This is a genomic window from Salinibacterium sp. GXW1014, from assembly GCF_044769865.1.
Classification (GTDB): domain Bacteria; phylum Actinomycetota; class Actinomycetes; order Actinomycetales; family Microbacteriaceae; genus Homoserinimonas.
In genome coordinates, this window is sequence record NZ_JBIZWA010000001.1 from 145007 (window position 1) to 164320 (window position 19314).

Sequence of the window (19314 nt, forward strand, 5' to 3'; positions counted from 1 at the left end):
CAGTTGTCGACTTAAACTATCGACGCCATCACGTAATGGCAAGACACGCGGCGGATCAGTCCGTGGGCGGATCCTCCGCGAAGACGGTCTTGACGACTGCGAACGCGGAATTCGCGGCGGGAACCCCGCAGTAGATCGCAGACTGCAGCACGACCTCGACGATCTCGTCCCGAGTGAGGCCGTTGCGCTGGGCCGCGCGCAGGTGCATCGCGAGCTCCTCCATGTGCCCGTGCGCGATAAGCGCCGTCATCGTGATGGCACTGCGCATGCGGCGGTCAAGCCCCGGCCGCGTCCAGATCTCGCCCCACGCATAGCGCGTGATGAGCTCCTGGAAGTCCGCCGTCGCGGGCGTGATGCCCTGCGTGGCACGGTCGACATGGTTGGCACCAAGCACCTGCCGGCGCACGGCCATGCCCTCGTCGTAGCTCTCCTGGTTCGTGCGGCCTTCTCGTGCCATGGTCATGCTCCCTTGCGAGGTGTCGTGATGAAGGTGTCGATGAGGGCGGATGCCACGGCCTCCGGCTTTTCGACGGGTGCGAGGTGTGCCGCGCCCGCGATCTCGACCCCGATGCCGCCCGGCACCGCGTCCGCGACCGAGCGCGCCTCCTCCGGCGTGATGACGGGGTCGAGGTCGCCCCACAGCGCGAGGAGCGGCACCGAGATCTCCCCAAGACGAGGCCGGATGTCGCTTGCTGCGAGCGCCTCGCAGCACAGCGCGTAGCTCTCATCGTCCGCGTAGGCGAGGCTGTTGAGCAGGGCGCCCGATGCCTCCGGCTGCGCCTCAATGAAGCCGGGCGCGAACCAGCGCTCGGCCGAGCCCGCCACCAAGACGGGGGTGCCCTGCTGTCGCACGGTCGCGGCACGCTCGCGCCAGGCATCCTCGCTGCCGATCTTCGCCGAAGAGCAGATGATCGAGGCTCCGAGCAGCCGCTCCGGATGCCGCAGCGCGAGTTCCAGGGCCACCTGGCCGCCGAGCGAGACACCCGCATAGTGGAACTGGTCTATGCCGGCCTGCCGCGCGGTCTCGGCCACGGCATCCGCAAGTTCGGCGACCGTGAAGGCGTCGCGTGCCGCGGGAGACTGGCCGTGGCCCGGCAGGTCGACCGTGAGGATCGTGAAGTGCTGCTTCAGCAGCGGGATCGCACGGCCCCAGAGGATGCTCGAGGTGCCGAGCGATTGGCCGAGCACGAGGGCTGGCCCCCTGCTCCCCTCGACCGCGATTCCTGCCAGCACCGGCTGCGTCACTCTGCGTCCTCCGTGTCGGCCGCTCGGGCCGCGTCGATGATCCTGTCGATGATGAGACCCGCGTCGCCCACGTAGCGGGCGGGATCGAGCGAGGCCGCGAGCGTCTCGTCGCTTACCTCGGCGAGCGCCGCCTCACCCCGCAGCAGCGCAAAGAGGTCGGCATCCGGGTCGCCAGCAGCGCCCGTGACGAGCTCCTGCAGCCGGTCACGCCCGAGCCGCGGCCCGTACTCGAGCATGAGGCGCTCGCTCACGATGAGGGGTCCGCTCAGTTCGAGGTTGCGGCGCATCGCCTCGGGGAACGCCCGGAGCCCACCCGCGAGTTCGGCCGCAGCGTGCGCTGATCCCCCGACGAGGCGGAGCAGCTGTCGCAGCGCCTGCCACTCGGCGTGCCAGGCCCCCTCCGGGCGCTCGTCGACCGCAACGGCGCTCGCCTGCAGTTCGGCCGCGAGCGCAGGGGCCTGCCGAGCCGCCGAATGGATGAGCAGGCTGAGCACGGGGTTCTGCTTCTGGGGCATGGCCGATGAGCCACCGCGGCCCGCCACGACGGGTTCGCCGAGCTCGCCGAACTCGGGTCGCGCGAGCAGCAGCACGTCGATCGCGACCTTGCCGAAGGCGCCGGCCGCCTGCGCGAGCGCCGCACCGAGTTCCACGACCGGGCTCCGCTGCGTCTGCCACGGCACCGACATCTGCAGTCCGAGCCGAGCGGCCACGCGCTCCGCGACCGCGAGTCCCGTGCCGGTCTCGCCGATGACCGAGTATGCCGAGAGCGTTCCGCCCGCGCCGCCCCACTGCACCGGCAGGGAGCGAGCCGCGCGGGCGAGCGAGCGCCGTGCCGCCGCGACCCCGCCGAGCCAACCCGCGGCCTTGAGCCCGAAGGTGCTCGGCACGGCGTGCTGCGTGAGGGTCCGCGAGACCATGAGCGTGTCGCGGTGCGCATCGGCGAGCGTCATGAGTCCCGTCGCCGTCGCCGCGGTGTCGCTGCGAATGAGTTCGAGCGCCCGCTTGGCGACGAGCATGAGGGCCGTGTCGAGGATGTCCTGGCTGGTCGCGCCGCGATGCACCCAGACGGATGCCGCGGCATCCGTCGCCCCGACCGCAGCCCGCAGGTCCTTCACGAGCGGGATGACGGGGTTGCCGCCCGAGCGTGACCGCATGGCCAACTGCGCAATGTCGACCTCGAGTTCGTCGGCCGCGCGGGCGACGACCTCGGCCGTGCCCGCTGCGGCGAAGCCGAGGTCCTCCCACGCCCACGCGAGGGCCGCCTCGGCCTCGAGCATCGCCCGCACAATCGCGGCATCCGAGGTCGCGGCGCCAATGGGCGTGCCAGCCCACTGCGGCGACAGCAGCCCGAGGTCTGCCGTGTCGTCGGCCGACGTCACCCGATCAGTCCTTCTGCCGGTAGTCGAGGAACACGGTCTCCGACTCGCCCTGCATATGGACGTCGAAGACGAGGTCGCCGCGCTCGTCGCGACGGGCGATGAGCGTGCCCGCCCGGTCGCCGACTGACGACAGGAACGCGTCATCCTTCGCGCGCTCGGCTGCCTCCGGCAGGTAGATGCGCGTGTAGAGGCGGTCGAGCAGGCCGCGGGCGAAGACGATGAGGGTGATGAAGGGCAGCGCGCCCTCACGCGTCGCTCCCGGTTCCACCGTCGTGAACGAGAACATGCCGTTGTCGTCGACGGCGGCCCGGCCGAAACCAGTGAAGGTGTAGCCGTCGCGGTGGAGCGACCCCTCAGCGGTGGGCACCGTGCCGTGCTCGTCGGCCTGCCAGATCTCGACGATCGCATCCGGGATGGCCGCGCCGTCACCGTCGAGCACACGGCCGGAGAGACGCACGGCGGCCGGATGCGTGCGGTCGACGAGCTGCTCGCCGCCCTCATAGGGCAGCGCGTAGCCGAAGAAGGGGCCGACCGTCTGGCCGGGGGTTGCGGGAAGCCTGGTCATCAGTGGTCACCCTCCTCGGGCTCGGTCCACGTGCGCTTCGAACCGTTGAGCACGATGTCCCAACGGTAGCCGAGCGCCCACTCAGGCGAGGTCACCGAGTGGTCGTAGCGTGCGACGAGGCGGTCGCGCGCATCCTGGTCGACGATCGACTGGTAGATCGGGTCGAGCGCGAACAGGGGGTCGTTGGGAAAATACATCTGCGTCACGATGCGCTGCGTGATCGCAGTGCCGAAGACGGAGAAGTGGATATGCGCGGGGCGCCACGCGTTGCTGTGGTTGCGCCAGGGGTATGGGCCGGGCTTGATCGTCTGGAAGCGATACCAGCCATTCTCATCCGTGATGGTGCGGCCCGTGCCCGTGAAGTTCGGGTCGAGCGGCGCCGGATGCTGGTCACGCTTGTGCACGTAGCGACCCGCCGAGTTTGCCTGCCACACCTCGATGAGCTGGCCGGGCACGGGGCGTCCGTCGCCGTCGAGCAGGCGGCCCGTCACGACCATCCGCTCGCCGAGCGGGTCACCGTTGTGCTGGATCGTCAGGTCGGATTCGACCCACGACACGTCGCGGTGGCCGAAGGCGGGCGAGTGCAGCTCGATCGTCTCGGGGTCCGCGAGCGCGAGGCTCTTGGTGGGGTGGCGCAGGAGGCTGCTGCGGTAGGGCGCGTAATCGATGCGGGTGCGCTCCTCGACGGGGCCGCCCGCGGCGACGCCGTCGCGGTACTCCTGCTCGAGCGCCTGCATCTCCGCGTTGATCTCGTCTTGCGTCGCGGTCGTGGCGAGCGGGTCGGTGGAACGCTGGGGGCCGTCCTGGGTCTCCTCGGCGCTCTGCACGCCGCCGCCCTGGGTGTCTGGGGTGGGGTTCGAATCAGTCACAGCCACACCTTCCCAGTGCCGGGCAGCATCACCAAGCATTTCTTTTCACTCAGTGGAAAGAAACTTTGCTCAGCGGCGCACGGCCGTGTGGAAGAGGTCGCGCCACCGCCGCCCATCGCTCTCAAGGCTGACCCCGAGCGCCTCGGAGATCTGGGATGCGGCATCCTTCAGCAGCGGCACCGCGCGCGCGACGCTCGCCCGGTTGAGGTGCGAGACGAGCCCGACCGCCGCATACGGTGGTCCGTCGCTCACGAAGATCGGCACCGCGATCGACGCGTTGCCGAGCGTCATCTCCTGGTGCGCGACGCTGTAGCCGTTGGCGCGCACGGCCTCGAGCTCGCCGCGCAGGGTCGCCTCGTCGACCCGCGAGTGCACGGTCGCCCGCCGCAGCGGCTTCGAGAAGAACTCGTCGAGGAAGGCATCATCCTGGAACGCGAGGAGCGCCTTGCCGACACCCGTCGTGTGCAGGGGCAGGCGGCCACCCATGCGGCTGATGGTCGGTACGGAGCGGCGCCCGACGAGCCGCATCGCGTAGAGCGCCTCACCCTCGTCGAGGATCGCCAGGTGCACGTTCTCCCCCGAGGCCTCGTAGAGGCCCAGGAGGAACGGGAGGGCAATCTCGCGAAAACGCAGGCTCACGGCCGCGAGCTCGCCCCGCTCCCACAGGCCAGTGCCGATCGAGTACCGCAGCCCATCCCGCTCGAGCAGTCGCTCCGACACCATCTCGGCCGCGATGCGGTGCGTCGTGGCGACGGGCAGGCCGGCACGCGTCGCGAGTTCCGACACGGTCAGGGTGTCGTGGTCCTCATCGAAGGCGCGCAGGATGCACGCGACCCGCGCGACCATCGACACCGCCGCATCCGCCATGCCGCCAATCGTATCGACGCCCGCAGGTGTTACGCTGCCTCGCTCAAGCCGCCGCGAGGCTGTTGCGCACGACCAGTTCGAGTTCGCCCTCGCGGCCGGGCTCAAGAGGGAATCCGACGGATGCCGACCACGCGCAGAGCTCGTCGAGCGTGCGAATGTCGGGCTGCTGTTCCAGGAATGCCCGCACGAACTCGCCCTTGCCCTTCTTGTTGAAGTGGTTGAGCGCGCGGCGACGCCCATCCGCGTCATCCGCCACGACCCGCACGAAGCGAGCATCGGGACGCCGCGGGATCGGGCCGAGCGCCGCGTAGGCCTCAGAGCGCAGGTCCAGGATGATGCCCTCCCGCTGCGCGAGCACTTCGCCGATGGCCTTGGCCCACACCCGCTTGAGCGAGATGCCGGGCAGTTTGGAGTCATGCGAGAGCCGGTAGGCCGGGATGCGATCGCCTGCGCCTACGAGACCGAACAGGGCGGAGTGGATCGCGATCGTGGCCGTGGCGAACTCGCGCTGTTGCTGATTGAGGGAGCGCGCGTCAAGGGCGTCGAAGAGCACCCCGGTGAACCGATCGATCGCGGGAACCGTTGCTGAGGTCCGCACCTCGCGATTGCGCTCGATCTCGCCACGGAGCGACGGCCCCACCTTGAGCGCGAGCGCCATCGCGTCAACGTCGCGCGCAAGCTCGCCGAGTGCATCGAGCACGGTCTCTCGAGGCGCCTGCAGTTCGGGAAATGACAAACGCCCCAGGTCGAGCGCTGATCCCTCCTCCCCTCCGGGGTACTTGGACTCCGAGGGAGGAAGGATCAGCAGCATCGACGCTGGGGCGTGTGACGTGGTGGAATCAGGCGTTCGTGAGCGCCGCGTGGCGGGCCACGATCGTGATCGTGTTGTGCTCTACCGAGAGGAAGCCGTCTGCCGCGTCAGCCGTGACACTGCCGCCGTCCTCGAGCGTGACGCGCACTGCGCCCGCGCCGAGGATCGCCAGCATGGGCTCGTGGCCGGGGAGGATACCGATCTCACCCTCCGTCGTGCGTGCCACAACCATGCGGGCCGAGCCGGACCACACTTCCTCGTCTGCAGAGACGAGGCTCACCTGGAGAGAGGCCATGACTAGCCGTTCTCCTTCTGGATCTTGGCCCACTGCTCTTCGACGTCGGAGATTGCACCGACGTTGAAGAACGCCTGCTCGGCCACGTGGTCGAACTCGCCCTTGGCAATCGCATCGAAGGACTCGATCGTGTCCTTGAGCGGCACCGTGGAGCCCTCGACACCCGTGAACTTCTTCGCCATGTAGGTGTTCTGCGAGAGGAACTGCTGGATACGGCGCGCACGCGACACCGTGATCTTGTCCTCTTCGGAGAGCTCATCGACACCGAGGATGGCGATGATCTCCTGCAGCTCCTTGTTCTTCTGGAGGATCTGCTTGACCGTCGTGGCAACGCGGTAGTGGTCCTCGCCCAAGTAACGGGGGTCGAGGATGCGCGAGGTCGACGTCAGCGGGTCGACGGCCGGGTACAGACCCTTCGACGCGATCTCACGGCTGAGCTCAGTCGTGGCGTCGAGGTGGGCGAAGGTGGTCGCCGGAGCCGGGTCGGTGTAGTCGTCGGCGGGCACGTAGATCGCCTGCAGCGAGGTGATCGAATGTCCACGCGTCGAGGTGATGCGCTCCTGGAGGATACCCATCTCGTCGGCAAGGTTCGGCTGGTAACCGACGGCGGAGGGCATGCGGCCCAGCAGCGTCGAGACCTCCGAACCGGCCTGCGTGAAGCGGAAGATGTTGTCGATGAAGAGCAGCACGTCCTGCTTCTGCACGTCGCGGAAGTACTCCGCCATCGTGAGCGCGGAGAGGGCGACGCGAAGACGCGTTCCCGGCGGCTCGTCCATCTGGCCGAAGACAAGGGCGGTCTTGTCGAAGACGCCCGCCTCCTCCATCTCGTGGATGAGGTCGTTGCCCTCACGGGTACGCTCACCGACACCGGCGAACACCGACACACCACCGTGGTCCTGCGCGACGCGCTGGATCATCTCCTGGATGAGGACGGTCTTACCGACACCGGCACCACCGAAGAGGCCGATCTTTCCACCCTGCACGTAGGGGGTGAGGAGGTCGATGACCTTGATGCCGGTCTCGAAGAGCTCGGTCTTGGACTCGAGCTGGTCGAATGCCGGGGGCTTGCGGTGGATGGGCCAGCGCTCCGTGATCTCGATCTTCTCGTCGGGGCCGGCGTTGAGCACCTCGCCGATGACATTGAAGACCTTGCCCTTGGTGACGTCGCCGACGGGCACCGAGATCGCGGCACCCGTGTCGCGCACCTCCTGGCCGCGAACGAGGCCGTCGGTGGGGTTCAGGGCGATGGCACGGATGAGGTCGTCACCGAGGTGCTGTGCGACCTCGAGGGTGATCTCGTGCGAACTGCCCGCCATGGTGACGGTCGTCTTGAGCGCGTTGTAGATGCCCGGGATCGCGTCGTGCGGGAACTCGATGTCGACGACAGGACCGGTGACGCGTGCGATGCGTCCGACGCCGCCGGCAGCGACGGGAGGCACGGTAGCGGCGGCCTTCTTTGACGCGGCTGGCTTGCGCGCCGCGGGCTTCTTTGAAGCGGGGGCTGTGTTGGTCATTGCTTCCCTGTTCTCTCTAGCTTCACGTTATTTCGAGCTCGACAGGGCGTCGGCCCCGCCCACGATCTCGGAAATCTGTTGGGTGATCTCTGCCTGACGCGCGTTGTTGGCCAGACGCGTGTAGTCGAGGATGAGGTTGTCTGCGTTGTCGCTCGCGGACTTCATCGCCTTCTGCGTCGCGGCGTGCTTGGCCGTCGCCGACTGGAGCATCGCGTTGAAGATCCGGCTCTCGATGTACACCGGCAGGAGCCCGTCGAGCACGTCGCCGACCTCCGGCTCGAAGGCGTACAGCGGGAAGACCTCGTTGGAGTCGGGCTCCTCGACGCCCTCGACGACCTCGAGCGGCAGGAGGCGCACGACCTCGGGGGTCTGCGTCAGCATGCTCACGAAGCGGTTGTAGACGATGTGGATCTCGTCCACACCGCCCTCATCCGCCGGACGCACGAAGGCTTCGACAAGGTGCTCGCCGATCTCCTTGGCGGTGTCGAAGACCGGGTTGTCGGTCTCGCCCACCCAGCTCTCGACGAAGTCGCGCTTGCGGAAGGCGAAGTATCCAACGGCCTTGCGCCCGACGAGGTAGTACACGACCTCCTTGCCCTGGCTGCGCAGCAGCGTGGCAAGCTCCTCGGCCTCGCGGAGCACGTTCGAGTTGAACGCGCCCGCGAGTCCGCGGTCGGAGGTGAAGATGACGACCGCGGCGCGATCGACCCTCTCCGGCTCCGTCGTGAGGATGTGGTCGACATTCGAGAACGTGGCCACGGCCGACACCGCTCGGGTGATGGCGCGTGAGTACGGAGTCGATGCGGCCATGCGGGCCTGCGCCTTGGCGATGCGCGATGCCGCGATCAACTCCATGGCACGAGTGATCTTCTTGGTCGTCTGGGCAGAACGAATCTTCTGCCGGTAGACCCGAAGTTGCGCTCCCATGTATCTCTCAGTCCTCAGTCATTGGTTCGATGCGTGTCAGGAGAAAGCTCGTCAACGCTTCTGCTTGACGATCTTCTCCTGGTTGACGTCTTCCGCCTCCAGCTCGTCGAACTGCTCGTTGCCGGCCGTGATGAGCGGCTTGCCCTCACCCGTCTGGAACTCGAGCTTGAACTTCTCCACCGCGGCGTCGAGCTGCGAGACAGTGTCATCGTCGAGCACGTTGGTGTCGCGAAGGGTGTCGAGCACCTTGGTGTTGCGGCGCAGGTAGTCGAGCAGCTCGCGCTCGAAGCGCAGGATGTCCTCAACGGGCACCTCGTCGAGCTTGCCGTTCGTGCCTGCCCAGATCGCGACGACCTGGTCTTCGACGGGGTACGGCGAGTACTGCGGCTGGCGCAGCAGCTCGGTGAGGCGCTCACCGCGGGCGAGCTGGCGACGGCTGGCCGCGTCGAGGTCCGACGCGAAGAGCGCGAAGGCCTGCAGCGAGCGGTACTGCGCGAGCTCGAGCTTGAGCGTTCCCGAGACCTTCTTGATCGACTTGACCTGGGCGTCACCACCGACTCGCGAGACGGAGATACCCACGTCGACCGCAGGACGCTGGTTGGCGTTGAAGAGGTCGGACTGAAGGAAGATCTGGCCGTCGGTGATCGAGATCACGTTGGTCGGGATGTAGGCCGAGACATCGTTGGCCTTCGTCTCGATGAGCGGGAGGCCCGTCATCGAGCCAGCGCCCAGCTCGTCGGAGAGCTTCGCACAACGCTCCAGCAGCCGGGAGTGGAGGTAGAAGACGTCACCGGGGTATGCCTCACGCCCCGGCGGACGACGCAGGAGAAGCGAGACGGCACGGTAGGCCTCAGCCTGCTTCGACAGGTCATCGAAGACGATGAGGACGTGCTTGCCGCCGTACATCCAGTGCTGGCCGATGGCCGAGCCGGTGTAGGGCGCGAGGTACTTGAAGCCGGCGGGGTCAGAGGCGGGAGACGCGACGATCGTCGTGTACTCCATGGCGCCTGCCTCCTCGAGCGCGCCCTTGACGGCGGCGATCGTGGAGCCCTTCTGGCCGATGGCGACATAGATGCAGCGCACCTGCTTGTTGACGTCGCCCGACTCCCAGTTGGCCTTCTGGTTGATGATCGTGTCGATCGCGATGGCCGTCTTACCGGTCTGGCGGTCACCGATGATCAGCTGACGCTGTCCACGGCCGATCGGGATCATGGCGTCGATCGCCTTGATGCCGGTCTGCATGGGCTCGTGCACCGACTTGCGGGCCATGACGCCAGGGGCCTGGAGCTCAAGGGCACGACGACCCTCGGATGCGATCTCGCCGAGGCCGTCGATGGGGGCACCAAGCGGGTCGACGACGCGACCGAGGTAAGCGTCACCCACGGGCACCGAGAGGACCTCGCCGGTGCGGGTCACCTCCTGGCCAGCCTCGATGCCGCTGAACTCACCGAGCACGACGACACCGATCTCGCTCTCGTCGAGGTTGAGGGCGAGGCCGAGCGTGCCGTCAGCGAAACGGATGAGCTCGTTCGCCATGACGCCGGGGAGTCCCTCGACGTGCGCGATGCCGTCGGCCGCGTCGACCACGTGGCCGACCTCGGTCGTGGTGGCCTGCGCCGGGTCATAGGACTTCACGAAATCCTTGAGCGCGTCGCGGATCTGATCTGGGCTGATCGTTACGTCTGCCATGTGCGTTTCCTTGTCTTTGCGGCGCCTCGCGGCACCGTGGCGTTGTGAGCCGGTGTCAGCCGGCGAGTTGCAGTCTGAGGTCGGCGATGCGGGTTGCGACGCTGCCGTCGATGATGTCGTTGCCGATAGCGATGCGAAGCCCGCCGATGAGCGAGGGGTCGATCACCACGTTGAGCTTGACGGTGCGGCCGTAGCGGTTCGCAAGCGACTGCTGCACCTTGACGCGCTGTGCATCGGTGAGGGGCGCTGCAGCCGTGACAGTTGCGATCAGGTACCCGGAGGCATCCGCGACCGTGCGAGTCGAGTCGGCGACGAGCTGGCCGATGCGCCGACCCCGGGGCTGCTGCACGAGGTGCCGCACGATGGCGAGCGCCTCGGAGGACAACGCCCCAGAGAAGAGCCGATCGACGAGGGCTGCCTTGGCGGCAGGCTCACCAAGCTTGCTGCCGATCGCGAGCTCAAGCTCGGGATTCGAGGTCACGGTTGCGCCGAAGGAGAAGAGCTCCCCCTCGAGGTCCGCGCCCTGGGGAGCCGCGGAGGCCACGGCCCGAAGGCCGAGATCCTCGATGCCCGCAAGCATGTCGTCGATCGACGACCACCGCTGAGTCACCACCGTCTCAAGGAGTGAGATGGCCACGGGACTCAACGACGATCCGAAGACCGCCGTGAGCGCGGCACGCTTGTTTGCGTCGTCCCCGGCGGTCTCACCCAGCAGCGTGCGCAGCTGGAGCGAGGAGCCGATCGTGCGGCCCGCCGCGAAGAGCTCGTCCGCAAGGGCGAGCGAAATCGACGCGCTGGCGGCCTCGAGCGCAGCGCGTGACGCCGCGGTCGCCTCTCGTGTCGCTGATCCCATTGCTTACTTGCCGTTCTTCTCGGATGCCTCGAGGTCTGCAAGGAAGGAGTCGACGAGAGCCGTCGCTTTCTTGTCCTCGCTGAGGCTCTGGCCCACGACGCCCGCCGCGAGGTCGAGCGCGAGCGAGCCCACCTCGTTGCGCAGGGAGACGAGTGCCGCCTGGCGCTCGGCCTCGATCTGCGCGGACGCGTTGGCGGTGACACGTGCGGCCTCGATGGAGGCCTGCTCCTTGAGCTCCTGCAGGATCTTCGTGCCGTCGACACGGGCCTGCTCACGGATCTTGCCTGCCTCGGCGCGAGCCTCGGCGAGCATCTCGTTGTACTTCTCGAGCTGCGCGCTGGCCTCTGCCTGGGCGGCCTCAGCCTTGGCGATGCCACCCTCGATCACGGCGGCACGCTCGTCGAGCATCGTCGTGACCTTGGGAAGGATCATCTTCCAGAAGGCAAAGAGGATGATCGCAAAGCAGACCAGCGACCAGATGATGTCGTAGTCGGCCGGGATCAGCGGGTTCTGGGTGGCTTCACCCTCCGCTGCCAGGACCAGTGCGTCAAGCATTGAGAATCCTTAGTTGGTGAAGATGAAGTACGTGGCGATGCCGATGAAGGCGAGCGCCTCGGTGAAGGCGATACCGATCCACATGAGCACCTGGAGCTTGCCCTGCAGTTCAGGCTGGCGAGCGACGGACTCGATCGTCTTGCCGACGACGATACCCACGCCGATGGCCGGGCCGATCGCCGCGAGGCCGTAGCCGACGGTCGCAATGTTTCCGCTGAGTTCAGCAACGGTTGTTACGTCCACGTTGTGTTTCCTTCCGTAGGTGAGGCGGGCGGCTGCCCGTCCCCTGGGTCGTAGCTGGGTGGTGCTTAGTGTTCGTCTGCCAGCGCGAGCTGGAGGTAGACGGCAGTCAGGATCGTGAAGACATAGGCCTGCAGGATCGCGACCAGGATCTCGAAGAACGAGAATGCAATTCCGAACACGAGGGTGCCTGCGCCGAAGAGCGGGAACAGCCCCTCCGTCGAGAAGAAGAAGAAGTGCGTCGCGGCGAAGAACAGCACGAGCAGGAGGTGGCCCACGATCATGTTCATGAGCAGTCGCAGCGTGTGGGTCACGGGGCGCACGATGAACGTCGAGATGAACTCGATCGGGGTGACGATGATGTAGAGCACCGGCGGCACGCCAGGGGGGAACAGCGAGTTCTTGATGAAGTTGCCGGGGCTCTTCTTGATGCCCGCGTAGATCCAGGTCACGTAGGCGATCGCAGCAAGTACGAGCGGGGTGCCGATCACGGCGGTGCCGGCGATGTTGAATCCCGGCACGATACCTGTGATGTTGAATGCCAGGATCATGAAGAAGAAGGCCGTCAGGATCGGCAGGAAGCGGCGACCGTCCTTCTTGCCGAGCAGGTCTTCTGCGATGCCGACGCGCACGAAGTCGAGGCCGTACTCGATGAGACCCTGGAAGCGACCGGGCACGAGGCGCAGGTTGCGGGTACCCAGCCAGAACACCAGCACGATGAGCAGCGTCATGAAGACGCGAATCATCATGATGCGGTTCATCGCGAAGGGGGTGCCTTCGAAGAGCACGATGTCCGGGAAGAACTCCATGATCGATGGAGCATGGAATTCGTCACCGACAGCCAGCGGGACGAATGATGTCAGAGCGTTAACTAGCAGCTCTCTCTCCTGTATCCGGGCGTCGTGGAACGCGGTGACGAAAAGGGGGGGCTTTCGGAAATCACTCTATCAATACTTCAGGGGCCGAGAGTACACTCAGCGCCCCTCATCCGTCGTCTCTTCTTCGCCGGGCAGTACTGCGTCGCTGACATAGGGCATCCGGGACCGCGCAATGACGACGACATCGACCACGAGTGTGCCGATGATCGCCGCCACGAGGCTGAAGAACAGCACCTGCGGATGCACCCAGTCCTGGTCGCGCAGCACGAAGATCAGCACGAAGAAGACGATGAACTTGAGCAACCACGCGCCCATGACGATGCCGAAGAAGGCGGCGAGGTCGTAGCGCGAGGCGATGATGATGCTCAGCGAGGTCACGCCCAGGAAGACCATGGCCATCGCGGTGCCGATGAGCGCACTTGCGACACCGCTCATCCCCGCCACGGCGAATCCGACGAGCGAACCGACGACGGCGATCACGAGGGCGAGCAGAGCGCCGTATGCCAGCACTCGCTTGAAGACGGGGATCGAACTCATTGATGTTCCTTCGAGGTGTAGTCGTGACGGGCGTCAGGGTCAGACGCGTTGGCTGCTTCGTCGAGCGGGTCGAGGCTTGGGTCGAGTTCCTGCCCCGGTTGTGCCCGCTGCACGGCAGCTTCGAGCACCTTGCGCTTGGTGATGGGCGCGAGGGTGAACCATGCGCTCACGGCGAAGCCTGCGACGACGAAGGCGAGGGCCCACCAGAAGGGCACGAACATGAACAGGAGGGTGCCGACGGCGACCACGCCCGTCCAGGCATAGAAGATCAGCACGGCATGGAAGTGCGAGTGGCCCATGTCAAGCAGACGGTGGTGCAGGTGCTTGCGGTCGGCCGAGAACGGCGACTTGCCCGCGCGCAGCCGACGGATGACCGCGAGTGCGAAGTCGAGCAGGGGCACGATCAGCACCGCGAAGGGCAGGAGGATCGGGATGAAGGCGGGCAGGAGCTGCCGGCCCGATTCCAGCGCGGCGGGATCGACCTGCCCCGTGACGGAGATCGCGGAGGCAGCCATAAGAAGGCCCACCAGCAGGGCGCCCGCATCCCCCATGAACAGGCGCGCCGGGTGCCAGTTGAGCGGCAGGAAGCCGAGGCAGGCGCCGGCGAGGGCGACCGTGATGAGGGAGGCGAGGTTGAAGTACTCCGACTCCCCCACGCCGTTGGAGAGGATGTAGGTGTAGACGAAGAAGACGCCGTTGGCGATGATCGCAACCCCCGCGACGAGGCCGTCGAGGCCATCGATGAAGTTGACGGCGTTCATGACGAGCACGACCGCGATGACCGTCAACACGAGGCCGGTGACGGTGGGCACGATCGTGACGCCCCCGATCGGGAGCGTCGTGAGCTGGATGCCCTGCCAGACCAGGATGCCCGCGGCGAGCATCTGACCCGCGAGCTTCGTGAGCCAGTCGAGATCCCAGATGTCATCGGCGACGCCGATGAGCACGATCAGGAGGGCTCCAGCCAGGAGCCCCAGCACGGGACCGGGATCGACGAAGACGAGATGGAATCGGTCGAGTTGCGACGCCACGCCGAACGCGACGAGTACGCCGATGAACATCGCGACGCCGCCGAGGCGCGGCGTGGGGCGCGTGTGCACGTCGCGTTCCCGGATCTTGGGATAGAGACGGAACCGCAGGCTCAGCTTCAGGATGACGAAGGAGAGCACGAACGTCACAACGGCGGAGAGTCCGCCGATGAGCACGTAGAAGATGATCCTCATGTGGGAGAGCCGCCACCCGTCGACCGCTCGAGCACGGCGGCGATCGCGGCATCCGTCACCGCTCCGTGGCGCACGATGGTGACGCCGTGCGAAGCGACGCGGGAGGCATCGATGATGGTCGAGCCCTGGGTGCCGCCCTCGCCACCATCGAGGTAGACCGCGACACTGTCGCCGAGCATCCGCTCAGCCTCCTGCACCGTCGTCGCGGCCGGCTGGCCCGTCAGGTTCGCGGATGAGACCGCGAGCGGCCCGGTCTCGGCGAGCAGCGCAAGCGCGATGGGGCTCGCGGGCATGCGAAGCGCGACGGTTCCCGCCGTCTCGCCCAGGTCCCAGTCGAGCGACTCACGCGCGGGCAGGATGACCGTCAGGCCGCCGGGCCAGAACTCCTCGACGAGTGCGCGCACCTCAGCGGGCACCTCAGCAGCGAGGGCGTCGAGCGTCGCGAGGTTCGGGATCAGCACGGGCGGAGGCGACTGGCGACCGCGTCCCTTGGCGTCAAGCAGGCGCTGCACGGCCTTTGGACTGAAGGCGTCGGCTGCAACACCGTAGACGGTGTCTGTCGGCATGACGACGAGCTCCCCGCGGCCGATAGCAGTCCTCGCGAGGCGCATGCCGCTGAGGAGTTCGCCCGGGTCTGAGCAGTCGTGAATGGTCGCCATGTCGGGGGTAATCCTAGCGGCGGGCCGCTGTATGGGCCGTGTTCATGGGCGGATCGCCGTCGTCGCCCGGTCGCGGCCGAGCAGATCGCGGTGGGAGGCGATCGCAAGCCAGCCGTCGCCTCGCAGGAGCTCGGCCATCGACGCTGCCTGCTCCTCGCCGTGTTCCATGACGAGCAGTCCGCCGGGGTGGAGCAGCGCGAGGCCGCGCCGGGAGACGACACGAACGACATCGAGGCCGTCGGCACCGCCGTAGAGGGCGTGAGGCGGGTCGAAGAGCTGCACCTCGGGGTCGCGAGGGATCGCTTCGGCTGGGATGTAGGGCGGGTTCGAGATGACGACGTCGACCGTGCCCTCGAGTTCGGCGAAGGCCTCCCCCAGGTCGACGAACTCCAGCACGGCGTTGCCCGCGCCGCTCTCGTCGAAGTTGCGCTTCGTCCAGGGGAAGGCCTCGGGAGAGTTCTCGGCCGCGTAGACGCGTGCGCGAGGAACCTCTGTGGCCATCGCGAGGGCGATCGCGCCTGAGCCTGAACCCAGGTCGACCGCGAGCGGCTCGGGCGATGCGACCGCCTGGAGGGCATCGATCGCGAGCTGCACGACCTGCTCGGTCTCGGGGCGGGGCACGAAGACGCCGGGCCCGACCGCGAGTTCGAGCGAGCGGAACGGTGCCCTGCCGGTGATGTGCTGCAGCGGTTCGCGCGAGGCACGGCGACGCACGAGGGCCGTGAAGGTCGAGGCATCCGTCTCTGAGACCTCGGTGCCCGTCACAGCCCGCGCCTGCACCTCGCCCCGGCTCAGCCCGAGCACGTGCCCGAGCAGGAGTTCGGCGTCGACCTGCGGCGTCGGCACTCCTGCCGCGGCAAGCGACTCGACCGCGGCAGTCCGCAGCTCAGCGACGGACGACACGTCAGGACTGGTCGCCGAGGTCGGCGAGCCTGGCCTCCTCATCGAACTGGATGCATGACTCGATGACCGGCCCGAGCGCCCCGTTCATGACGCTGTCAAGGTTGTAGGCCTTGTAGCCCGTGCGGTGATCGGCGATGCGGTTCTCGGGGAAGTTGTAGGTGCGGATGCGCTCCGAGCGGTCCATCGTGCGGATCTGGCTCTTTCGGGCGTCAGAGGCGGCCGCCGCGATCTCCTCCTGCTGGCGCGCGAGGATGCGAGCACGGAGGACGCGCATGCCGGCCTCACGGTTCTGCAGCTGGCTCTTCTCGTTCTGCATCGACACGACGATGCCGGTCGGGAGGTGCGTGATGCGCACGGCGGAGTCGGTCGTGTTGACCGACTGGCCGCCGGGGCCGCTCGAACGGTAGACGTCGATCTTGAGGTCGTTCTGGTTGATCTGCACCTCTTCGGGCGCATCCACCTCGGGAAAGACGAGCACGCCCGTCGTGGACGTGTGGATTCGACCCTGTGTCTCCGTCACGGGGACGCGCTGCACGCGGTGCACACCGCCCTCGTACTTGAGGTGGGCCCACACACCCTGCGACGGGTCGCTCGCGTTGGACTTGATGGCCACCTGCACGTTCTTGTAGCCGCCGAGGTCGCTCTCGTCGCTCTCGAGCATCTCGGTCTTCCACCCCATGCTCGCCGCGTACTGGAGGTACATGCGCAGGAGGTCGGCCGCGAAGAGTGCGCTCTCGGCGCCGCCCTCACCGCCCTTGATCTCCATGATCACGTCGCGGCCGTCGTCGGGGTCGCGCGGGATCAGCAGGCGCCGAAGCTTCTCCTGCGTCGTCGCCACGGCCTCCTCGAGCGCCGGGACCTCCTCCGCGAAGGCGGAGTCCTCCTTGGCGAGTTCCCTCGCCGCGGCGAGATCCTCCTGGGCCTGCACCCAGTGCTCGTGTGCCGACTTGATCTGGCTGAGCTCCGCGTAGCGGCGGTTTACCTTCTTGGCTCGCGCCGCGTCGGCGTGCAGGGCCGGGTCGGACAGCTGCGTCTGCAGGTCCTCGTGCTCGGCCAGCAGCACGGCTACTGACTCGAACACGCTCAGTCCTCCTTGTTCGCCGAGGCGCCCGGGAGGGACTTCTGGATCTGCATGAGGAACTCGACGTTCGACTGCGTCTCACGCAGCTTGCCGAGCACGATCTCGAGCGCCTGCTGCGTGTCGAGGCCCGCGAGGGCGCGACGCAGCTTCCAGGTGACCTTGACCTCGTCGACGCCCATGAGCATCTCCTCGCGGCGGGTTCCGGATGCGTTGACGTCGACGGCAGGGAAGATGCGCTTGTCGGCCAGCTGGCGCGAGAGGCGAAGCTCCATGTTGCCGGTGCCCTTGAACTCCTCGAAGATGACCTCGTCCATCTTGGACCCGGTCTCGACGAGCGCCGTCGCGAGGATCGTCAGCGAGCCGCCGTCCTCGATGTTGCGCGCGGCACCGAAGAAACGCTTCGGCGGGTACAGCGCCGAAGAGTCGACACCGCCCGAGAGGATGCGGCCGGATGCCGGCGCAGCCAGGTTGTAGGCACGGCCGAGGCGCGTGATCGAGTCGAGGAGCACGACGACGTCGTGGCCCAGCTCGACGAGACGCTTGGCGCGCTCGATCGCGAGTTCGGCAACCGTGGTGTGGTCCTCAGCGGGCCGGTCGAAGGTGGAGGCGATGACCTCACCCTTGACGGTGCGCTGCATGTCGGTGACCTCTTCGGGCCGCTCGTCGACCAGCACGACCATGAGGTGGACCTCGGGGTTGTTCTTGGCGATCGAGTTCGCGATGGCCTGCAGCACGAGGGTCTTGCCCGCCTTGGGCGGCGAGACGATGAGGCCGCGCTGACCCTTGCCGATCGGCGACACGAGGTCGATGATGCGGGTGGTCAGCTTCTGCTGCTCGGTCTCGAGGCGCAGGCGCTCCGAGGGGTAGAGCGGCGTCAGGTCACCGAAGTGCACGCGCTCGCCAGCCTGCTCGATGGGCAGCCCGTTGATCGAGTCGATCTTGACGATCGCGTTGTACTTCTGGCGGCCGCCCTGGTTGTCGCCCTCGCGGGGCTGGCGGATCGCGCCAACGATCGCGTCGCCCTTGCGCAGGTGGTACTTCTTGACCTGGCCGAGGGAGACGTAGACGTCGTTGTTGCCGGGGAGGTAGCCCGTCGTGCGCACGAAGGCGTAGTTATCGAGCACATCGAGGATTCCGGCGACTGGGATGAGCACGTCATCCTCGCTGATCTCCGGCTCGAAGTCGTCGCCGCCACCGCGACGCTTGCGGTCACGGTAGCGGCCGCGTCCCCCGCGCTCGGAGTCGTCGCCCTGCTGCTGGCGCCCACGACCACGGTCGTTCTGGTCGCCCTGCTGCTCGTCCTTCTGCTGCTGGTCGTTGCCGCGGTCCCCGCCCTTGCGGTTGCGGTTGCGGTTGCGGTTGCGCTGCGGACGCTCGCCGGAGTCGTCGCCCGAGTCGTCACCGTCGCGGTCGCGGTCGCTCGAGGCACCGCTCTTGTCGGCACCGTTCTGGTTCTTGTCGGCACCGTTCCGGCCGCCGTTCTGCTCGCGCCCGTTGCCCTCGGCATCCTGTGCCTGGCGCTCCTGGTGCGAGGCCTCCTGCTGCTCGCGCTGGTCGCCACTCTCGGCTGCCTGCGAAGCGTCGGCCTTCTCGGACTCGCCACGGCTCTTGCCGCGGCGGCCCTGCGACTTCTGCGCCGGAGCGGCGGCCTCGCTGCTCGCGTCACTGGCATCCGCCTGCTGGCCTGCGCCGGCGTCGTCAGCGGGCGCGTCGACGCCGGACTCGCCACCGTTGGCGTGGTCGGTCGCCGACTTGGGCGAGGTGCGCTTGCGCGCGGGCGCCTTGCGCGCCGGCTTCTCGGCGGCGGGCTCACCCGCGGGCGCCTCGGCCGGTGCTGCCTCCGTCTCAGCTGCCGCGCTCGTCGTCGTGATGACGCCGTCGGCTGCTGTCGCCCGTCGCGGCGCACGCTTGCGCGGCGACGACGTCGCGGCCGCTACGGCCTGCTGGCGCTCAGAGGATTCGTTCTGGCTCGGCGCGGACTGCGACGCAGTCTCGGCCTGGGGTGCAGCGTCAGCCTGGGGTGCGGAGCTCTGCTCCGCGTCGGCCGGCGACTGCGTGTTCTGGGTCTCGTTGATTGCCTCCACGAGGGCTCCTTTGCGAAGTTTGGTCGCGCCACTGATGCCGAGGGACGCCGCAAGAGCTTGAAGCTCGGGGACGCGCATCGATGCCAGATCTGCGTTCGAATCCGGCCGTGCGGCGCGGACTGCGGGATCAGTCACTAAGA

Annotated in this window: 21 protein-coding genes; all 21 read right to left on the reverse strand. The window is 67.5% G+C overall.

The window, feature by feature from the left end:
• Positions 1–55 precede the first annotated feature (55 nt).
• The 21 genes from pcaC to rho all read right to left on the reverse strand — a co-directional run bounded on the left by pcaC (position 56) and on the right by rho (position 19309).
• A complete protein-coding gene (pcaC, locus tag ACIQK7_RS00665; RefSeq protein WP_403020190.1) occupies positions 56–463 on the reverse strand; it encodes a 4-carboxymuconolactone decarboxylase in 408 nt (135 codons plus the stop codon).
• Positions 460–1245 (reverse strand): alpha/beta fold hydrolase, encoded by a 786-nt coding sequence (locus ACIQK7_RS00670; protein WP_403020193.1) that lies wholly within the window; start codon positions 1243–1245, stop codon positions 460–462. The genes pcaC and ACIQK7_RS00670 overlap by 4 nt, the downstream gene beginning before the upstream one ends.
• Positions 1242–2624: a lyase family protein gene (locus tag ACIQK7_RS00675; protein ID WP_403020196.1), complete on the reverse strand. Its 1383-nt coding sequence runs from the start codon at positions 2622–2624 to the stop codon at positions 1242–1244. The genes ACIQK7_RS00670 and ACIQK7_RS00675 overlap by 4 nt, the downstream gene beginning before the upstream one ends.
• 4 nt (positions 2625–2628) lie before the next feature.
• The gene (gene pcaG, locus ACIQK7_RS00680) at positions 2629–3189 is read right to left on the reverse strand and encodes a protocatechuate 3,4-dioxygenase subunit alpha (RefSeq protein ID WP_403020197.1); all 561 of its coding nucleotides are present in this window, start codon (positions 3187–3189) and stop codon (positions 2629–2631) included.
• A complete protein-coding gene (pcaH, locus tag ACIQK7_RS00685; RefSeq protein ID WP_403020199.1) occupies positions 3189–4058 on the reverse strand; it encodes a protocatechuate 3,4-dioxygenase subunit beta in 870 nt (289 codons plus the stop codon). The genes pcaG and pcaH overlap by 1 nt, the downstream gene beginning before the upstream one ends.
• A gap of 69 nt (positions 4059–4127) precedes the next feature.
• Positions 4128–4925: an IclR family transcriptional regulator gene (locus ACIQK7_RS00690; RefSeq protein WP_325208571.1), complete on the reverse strand. Its 798-nt coding sequence runs from the start codon at positions 4923–4925 to the stop codon at positions 4128–4130.
• Positions 4926–4968: 43 nt separating this feature from the next.
• Positions 4969–5736 (reverse strand): YaaA family protein, encoded by a 768-nt coding sequence (locus ACIQK7_RS00695; RefSeq protein WP_403020202.1) that lies wholly within the window; start codon positions 5734–5736, stop codon positions 4969–4971.
• Positions 5737–5764: 28 nt separating this feature from the next.
• Positions 5765–6031, reverse strand: a complete 267-nt coding sequence (locus ACIQK7_RS00700) for a F0F1 ATP synthase subunit epsilon (protein ID WP_403020205.1) — start codon at positions 6029–6031, stop codon at positions 5765–5767.
• Positions 6032–6033: 2 nt separating this feature from the next.
• A complete protein-coding gene (atpD, locus tag ACIQK7_RS00705; RefSeq protein WP_403020207.1) occupies positions 6034–7545 on the reverse strand; it encodes a F0F1 ATP synthase subunit beta in 1512 nt (503 codons plus the stop codon).
• A 27-nt stretch (positions 7546–7572) separates the two neighbouring features.
• Positions 7573–8472 carry a F0F1 ATP synthase subunit gamma gene (locus ACIQK7_RS00710; RefSeq protein ID WP_403020210.1) on the reverse strand — a complete coding sequence of 300 codons (900 nt, stop codon included), beginning with the start codon at positions 8470–8472 and terminating at the stop codon, positions 7573–7575.
• A 51-nt stretch (positions 8473–8523) separates the two neighbouring features.
• Entirely contained in the window at positions 8524–10161 is a 1638-nt protein-coding gene (gene atpA / locus ACIQK7_RS00715; RefSeq protein WP_403020213.1) for a F0F1 ATP synthase subunit alpha, read from the reverse strand.
• 55 nt (positions 10162–10216) lie between these two features.
• The gene (locus tag ACIQK7_RS00720; protein ID WP_403020216.1) at positions 10217–11014 is read right to left on the reverse strand and encodes a F0F1 ATP synthase subunit delta; all 798 of its coding nucleotides are present in this window, start codon (positions 11012–11014) and stop codon (positions 10217–10219) included.
• Positions 11015–11017: 3 nt separating this feature from the next.
• The gene (locus ACIQK7_RS00725) at positions 11018–11569 is read right to left on the reverse strand and encodes a F0F1 ATP synthase subunit B (RefSeq protein WP_403020219.1); all 552 of its coding nucleotides are present in this window, start codon (positions 11567–11569) and stop codon (positions 11018–11020) included.
• A 9-nt stretch (positions 11570–11578) separates the two neighbouring features.
• Positions 11579–11812, reverse strand: coding sequence for an ATP synthase F0 subunit C (gene atpE, locus ACIQK7_RS00730; protein WP_403020222.1), 234 nt, complete (start codon positions 11810–11812; stop codon positions 11579–11581).
• A 65-nt stretch (positions 11813–11877) separates the two neighbouring features.
• On the reverse strand, positions 11878–12618 hold the full coding sequence (gene atpB, locus ACIQK7_RS00735) for a F0F1 ATP synthase subunit A (protein WP_403020224.1): 741 nt from the start codon (positions 12616–12618) through the stop codon (positions 11878–11880).
• A 165-nt stretch (positions 12619–12783) separates the two neighbouring features.
• Complete coding sequence (locus tag ACIQK7_RS00740; RefSeq protein WP_403020225.1) at positions 12784–13224, reverse strand: hypothetical protein; 441 nt, start codon at positions 13222–13224, stop codon at positions 12784–12786.
• A complete protein-coding gene (locus tag ACIQK7_RS00745; RefSeq protein ID WP_403023900.1) occupies positions 13221–14441 on the reverse strand; it encodes an MraY family glycosyltransferase in 1221 nt (406 codons plus the stop codon). Before ACIQK7_RS00745 ends, ACIQK7_RS00740 begins: the two co-directional genes overlap by 4 nt.
• A gap of 2 nt (positions 14442–14443) precedes the next feature.
• Entirely contained in the window at positions 14444–15106 is a 663-nt protein-coding gene (locus ACIQK7_RS00750) for an L-threonylcarbamoyladenylate synthase (RefSeq protein ID WP_403020227.1), read from the reverse strand.
• A 42-nt stretch (positions 15107–15148) separates the two neighbouring features.
• Complete coding sequence (gene prmC, locus ACIQK7_RS00755) at positions 15149–16051, reverse strand: peptide chain release factor N(5)-glutamine methyltransferase (protein WP_403020230.1); 903 nt, start codon at positions 16049–16051, stop codon at positions 15149–15151.
• Entirely contained in the window at positions 16011–17090 is a 1080-nt protein-coding gene (gene prfA, locus ACIQK7_RS00760) for a peptide chain release factor 1 (RefSeq protein ID WP_403020233.1), read from the reverse strand. The genes prmC and prfA overlap by 41 nt, the downstream gene beginning before the upstream one ends.
• A gap of 2 nt (positions 17091–17092) precedes the next feature.
• A complete protein-coding gene (gene rho, locus ACIQK7_RS00765) occupies positions 17093–19309 on the reverse strand; it encodes a transcription termination factor Rho (protein ID WP_403020236.1) in 2217 nt (738 codons plus the stop codon).
• Between the last annotated feature and the right edge of the window lie 5 nt (positions 19310–19314).

What these genes read in the sequence shown, in the direction of transcription:
- ACIQK7_RS00725 (WP_403020219.1), bottom strand. Translation starts at nt 11,569, where the DNA reads ATGCTTGACGCACTGGTCCTGGCAGCGGAGGGTGAAGCCACCCAGAAC.
- prmC (WP_403020230.1), bottom strand. Translation starts at nt 16,051, where the DNA reads ATGAGGAGGCCAGGCTCGCCGACCTCGGCGACCAGTCCTGACGTGTCG.
- atpA (WP_403020213.1), bottom strand. Translation starts at nt 10,161, where the DNA reads ATGGCAGACGTAACGATCAGCCCAGATCAGATCCGCGACGCGCTCAAG.
- ACIQK7_RS00690 (WP_325208571.1), bottom strand. Translation starts at nt 4,925, where the DNA reads ATGGCGGATGCGGCGGTGTCGATGGTCGCGCGGGTCGCGTGCATCCTG.
- ACIQK7_RS00750 (WP_403020227.1), bottom strand. Translation starts at nt 15,106, where the DNA reads ATGGCGACCATTCACGACTGCTCAGACCCGGGCGAACTCCTCAGCGGC.
- ACIQK7_RS00720 (WP_403020216.1), bottom strand. Translation starts at nt 11,014, where the DNA reads ATGGGATCAGCGACACGAGAGGCGACCGCGGCGTCACGCGCTGCGCTC.
- atpD (WP_403020207.1), bottom strand. Translation starts at nt 7,545, where the DNA reads ATGACCAACACAGCCCCCGCTTCAAAGAAGCCCGCGGCGCGCAAGCCA.
- ACIQK7_RS00695 (WP_403020202.1), bottom strand. Translation starts at nt 5,736, where the DNA reads ATGCTGCTGATCCTTCCTCCCTCGGAGTCCAAGTACCCCGGAGGGGAG.
- pcaC (WP_403020190.1), bottom strand. Translation starts at nt 463, where the DNA reads ATGACCATGGCACGAGAAGGCCGCACGAACCAGGAGAGCTACGACGAG.
- ACIQK7_RS00740 (WP_403020225.1), bottom strand. Translation starts at nt 13,224, where the DNA reads ATGAGTTCGATCCCCGTCTTCAAGCGAGTGCTGGCATACGGCGCTCTG.
- ACIQK7_RS00700 (WP_403020205.1), bottom strand. Translation starts at nt 6,031, where the DNA reads ATGGCCTCTCTCCAGGTGAGCCTCGTCTCTGCAGACGAGGAAGTGTGG.
- atpB (WP_403020224.1), bottom strand. Translation starts at nt 12,618, where the DNA reads ATGGAGTTCTTCCCGGACATCGTGCTCTTCGAAGGCACCCCCTTCGCG.
- pcaG (WP_403020197.1), bottom strand. Translation starts at nt 3,189, where the DNA reads ATGACCAGGCTTCCCGCAACCCCCGGCCAGACGGTCGGCCCCTTCTTC.
- ACIQK7_RS00710 (WP_403020210.1), bottom strand. Translation starts at nt 8,472, where the DNA reads ATGGGAGCGCAACTTCGGGTCTACCGGCAGAAGATTCGTTCTGCCCAG.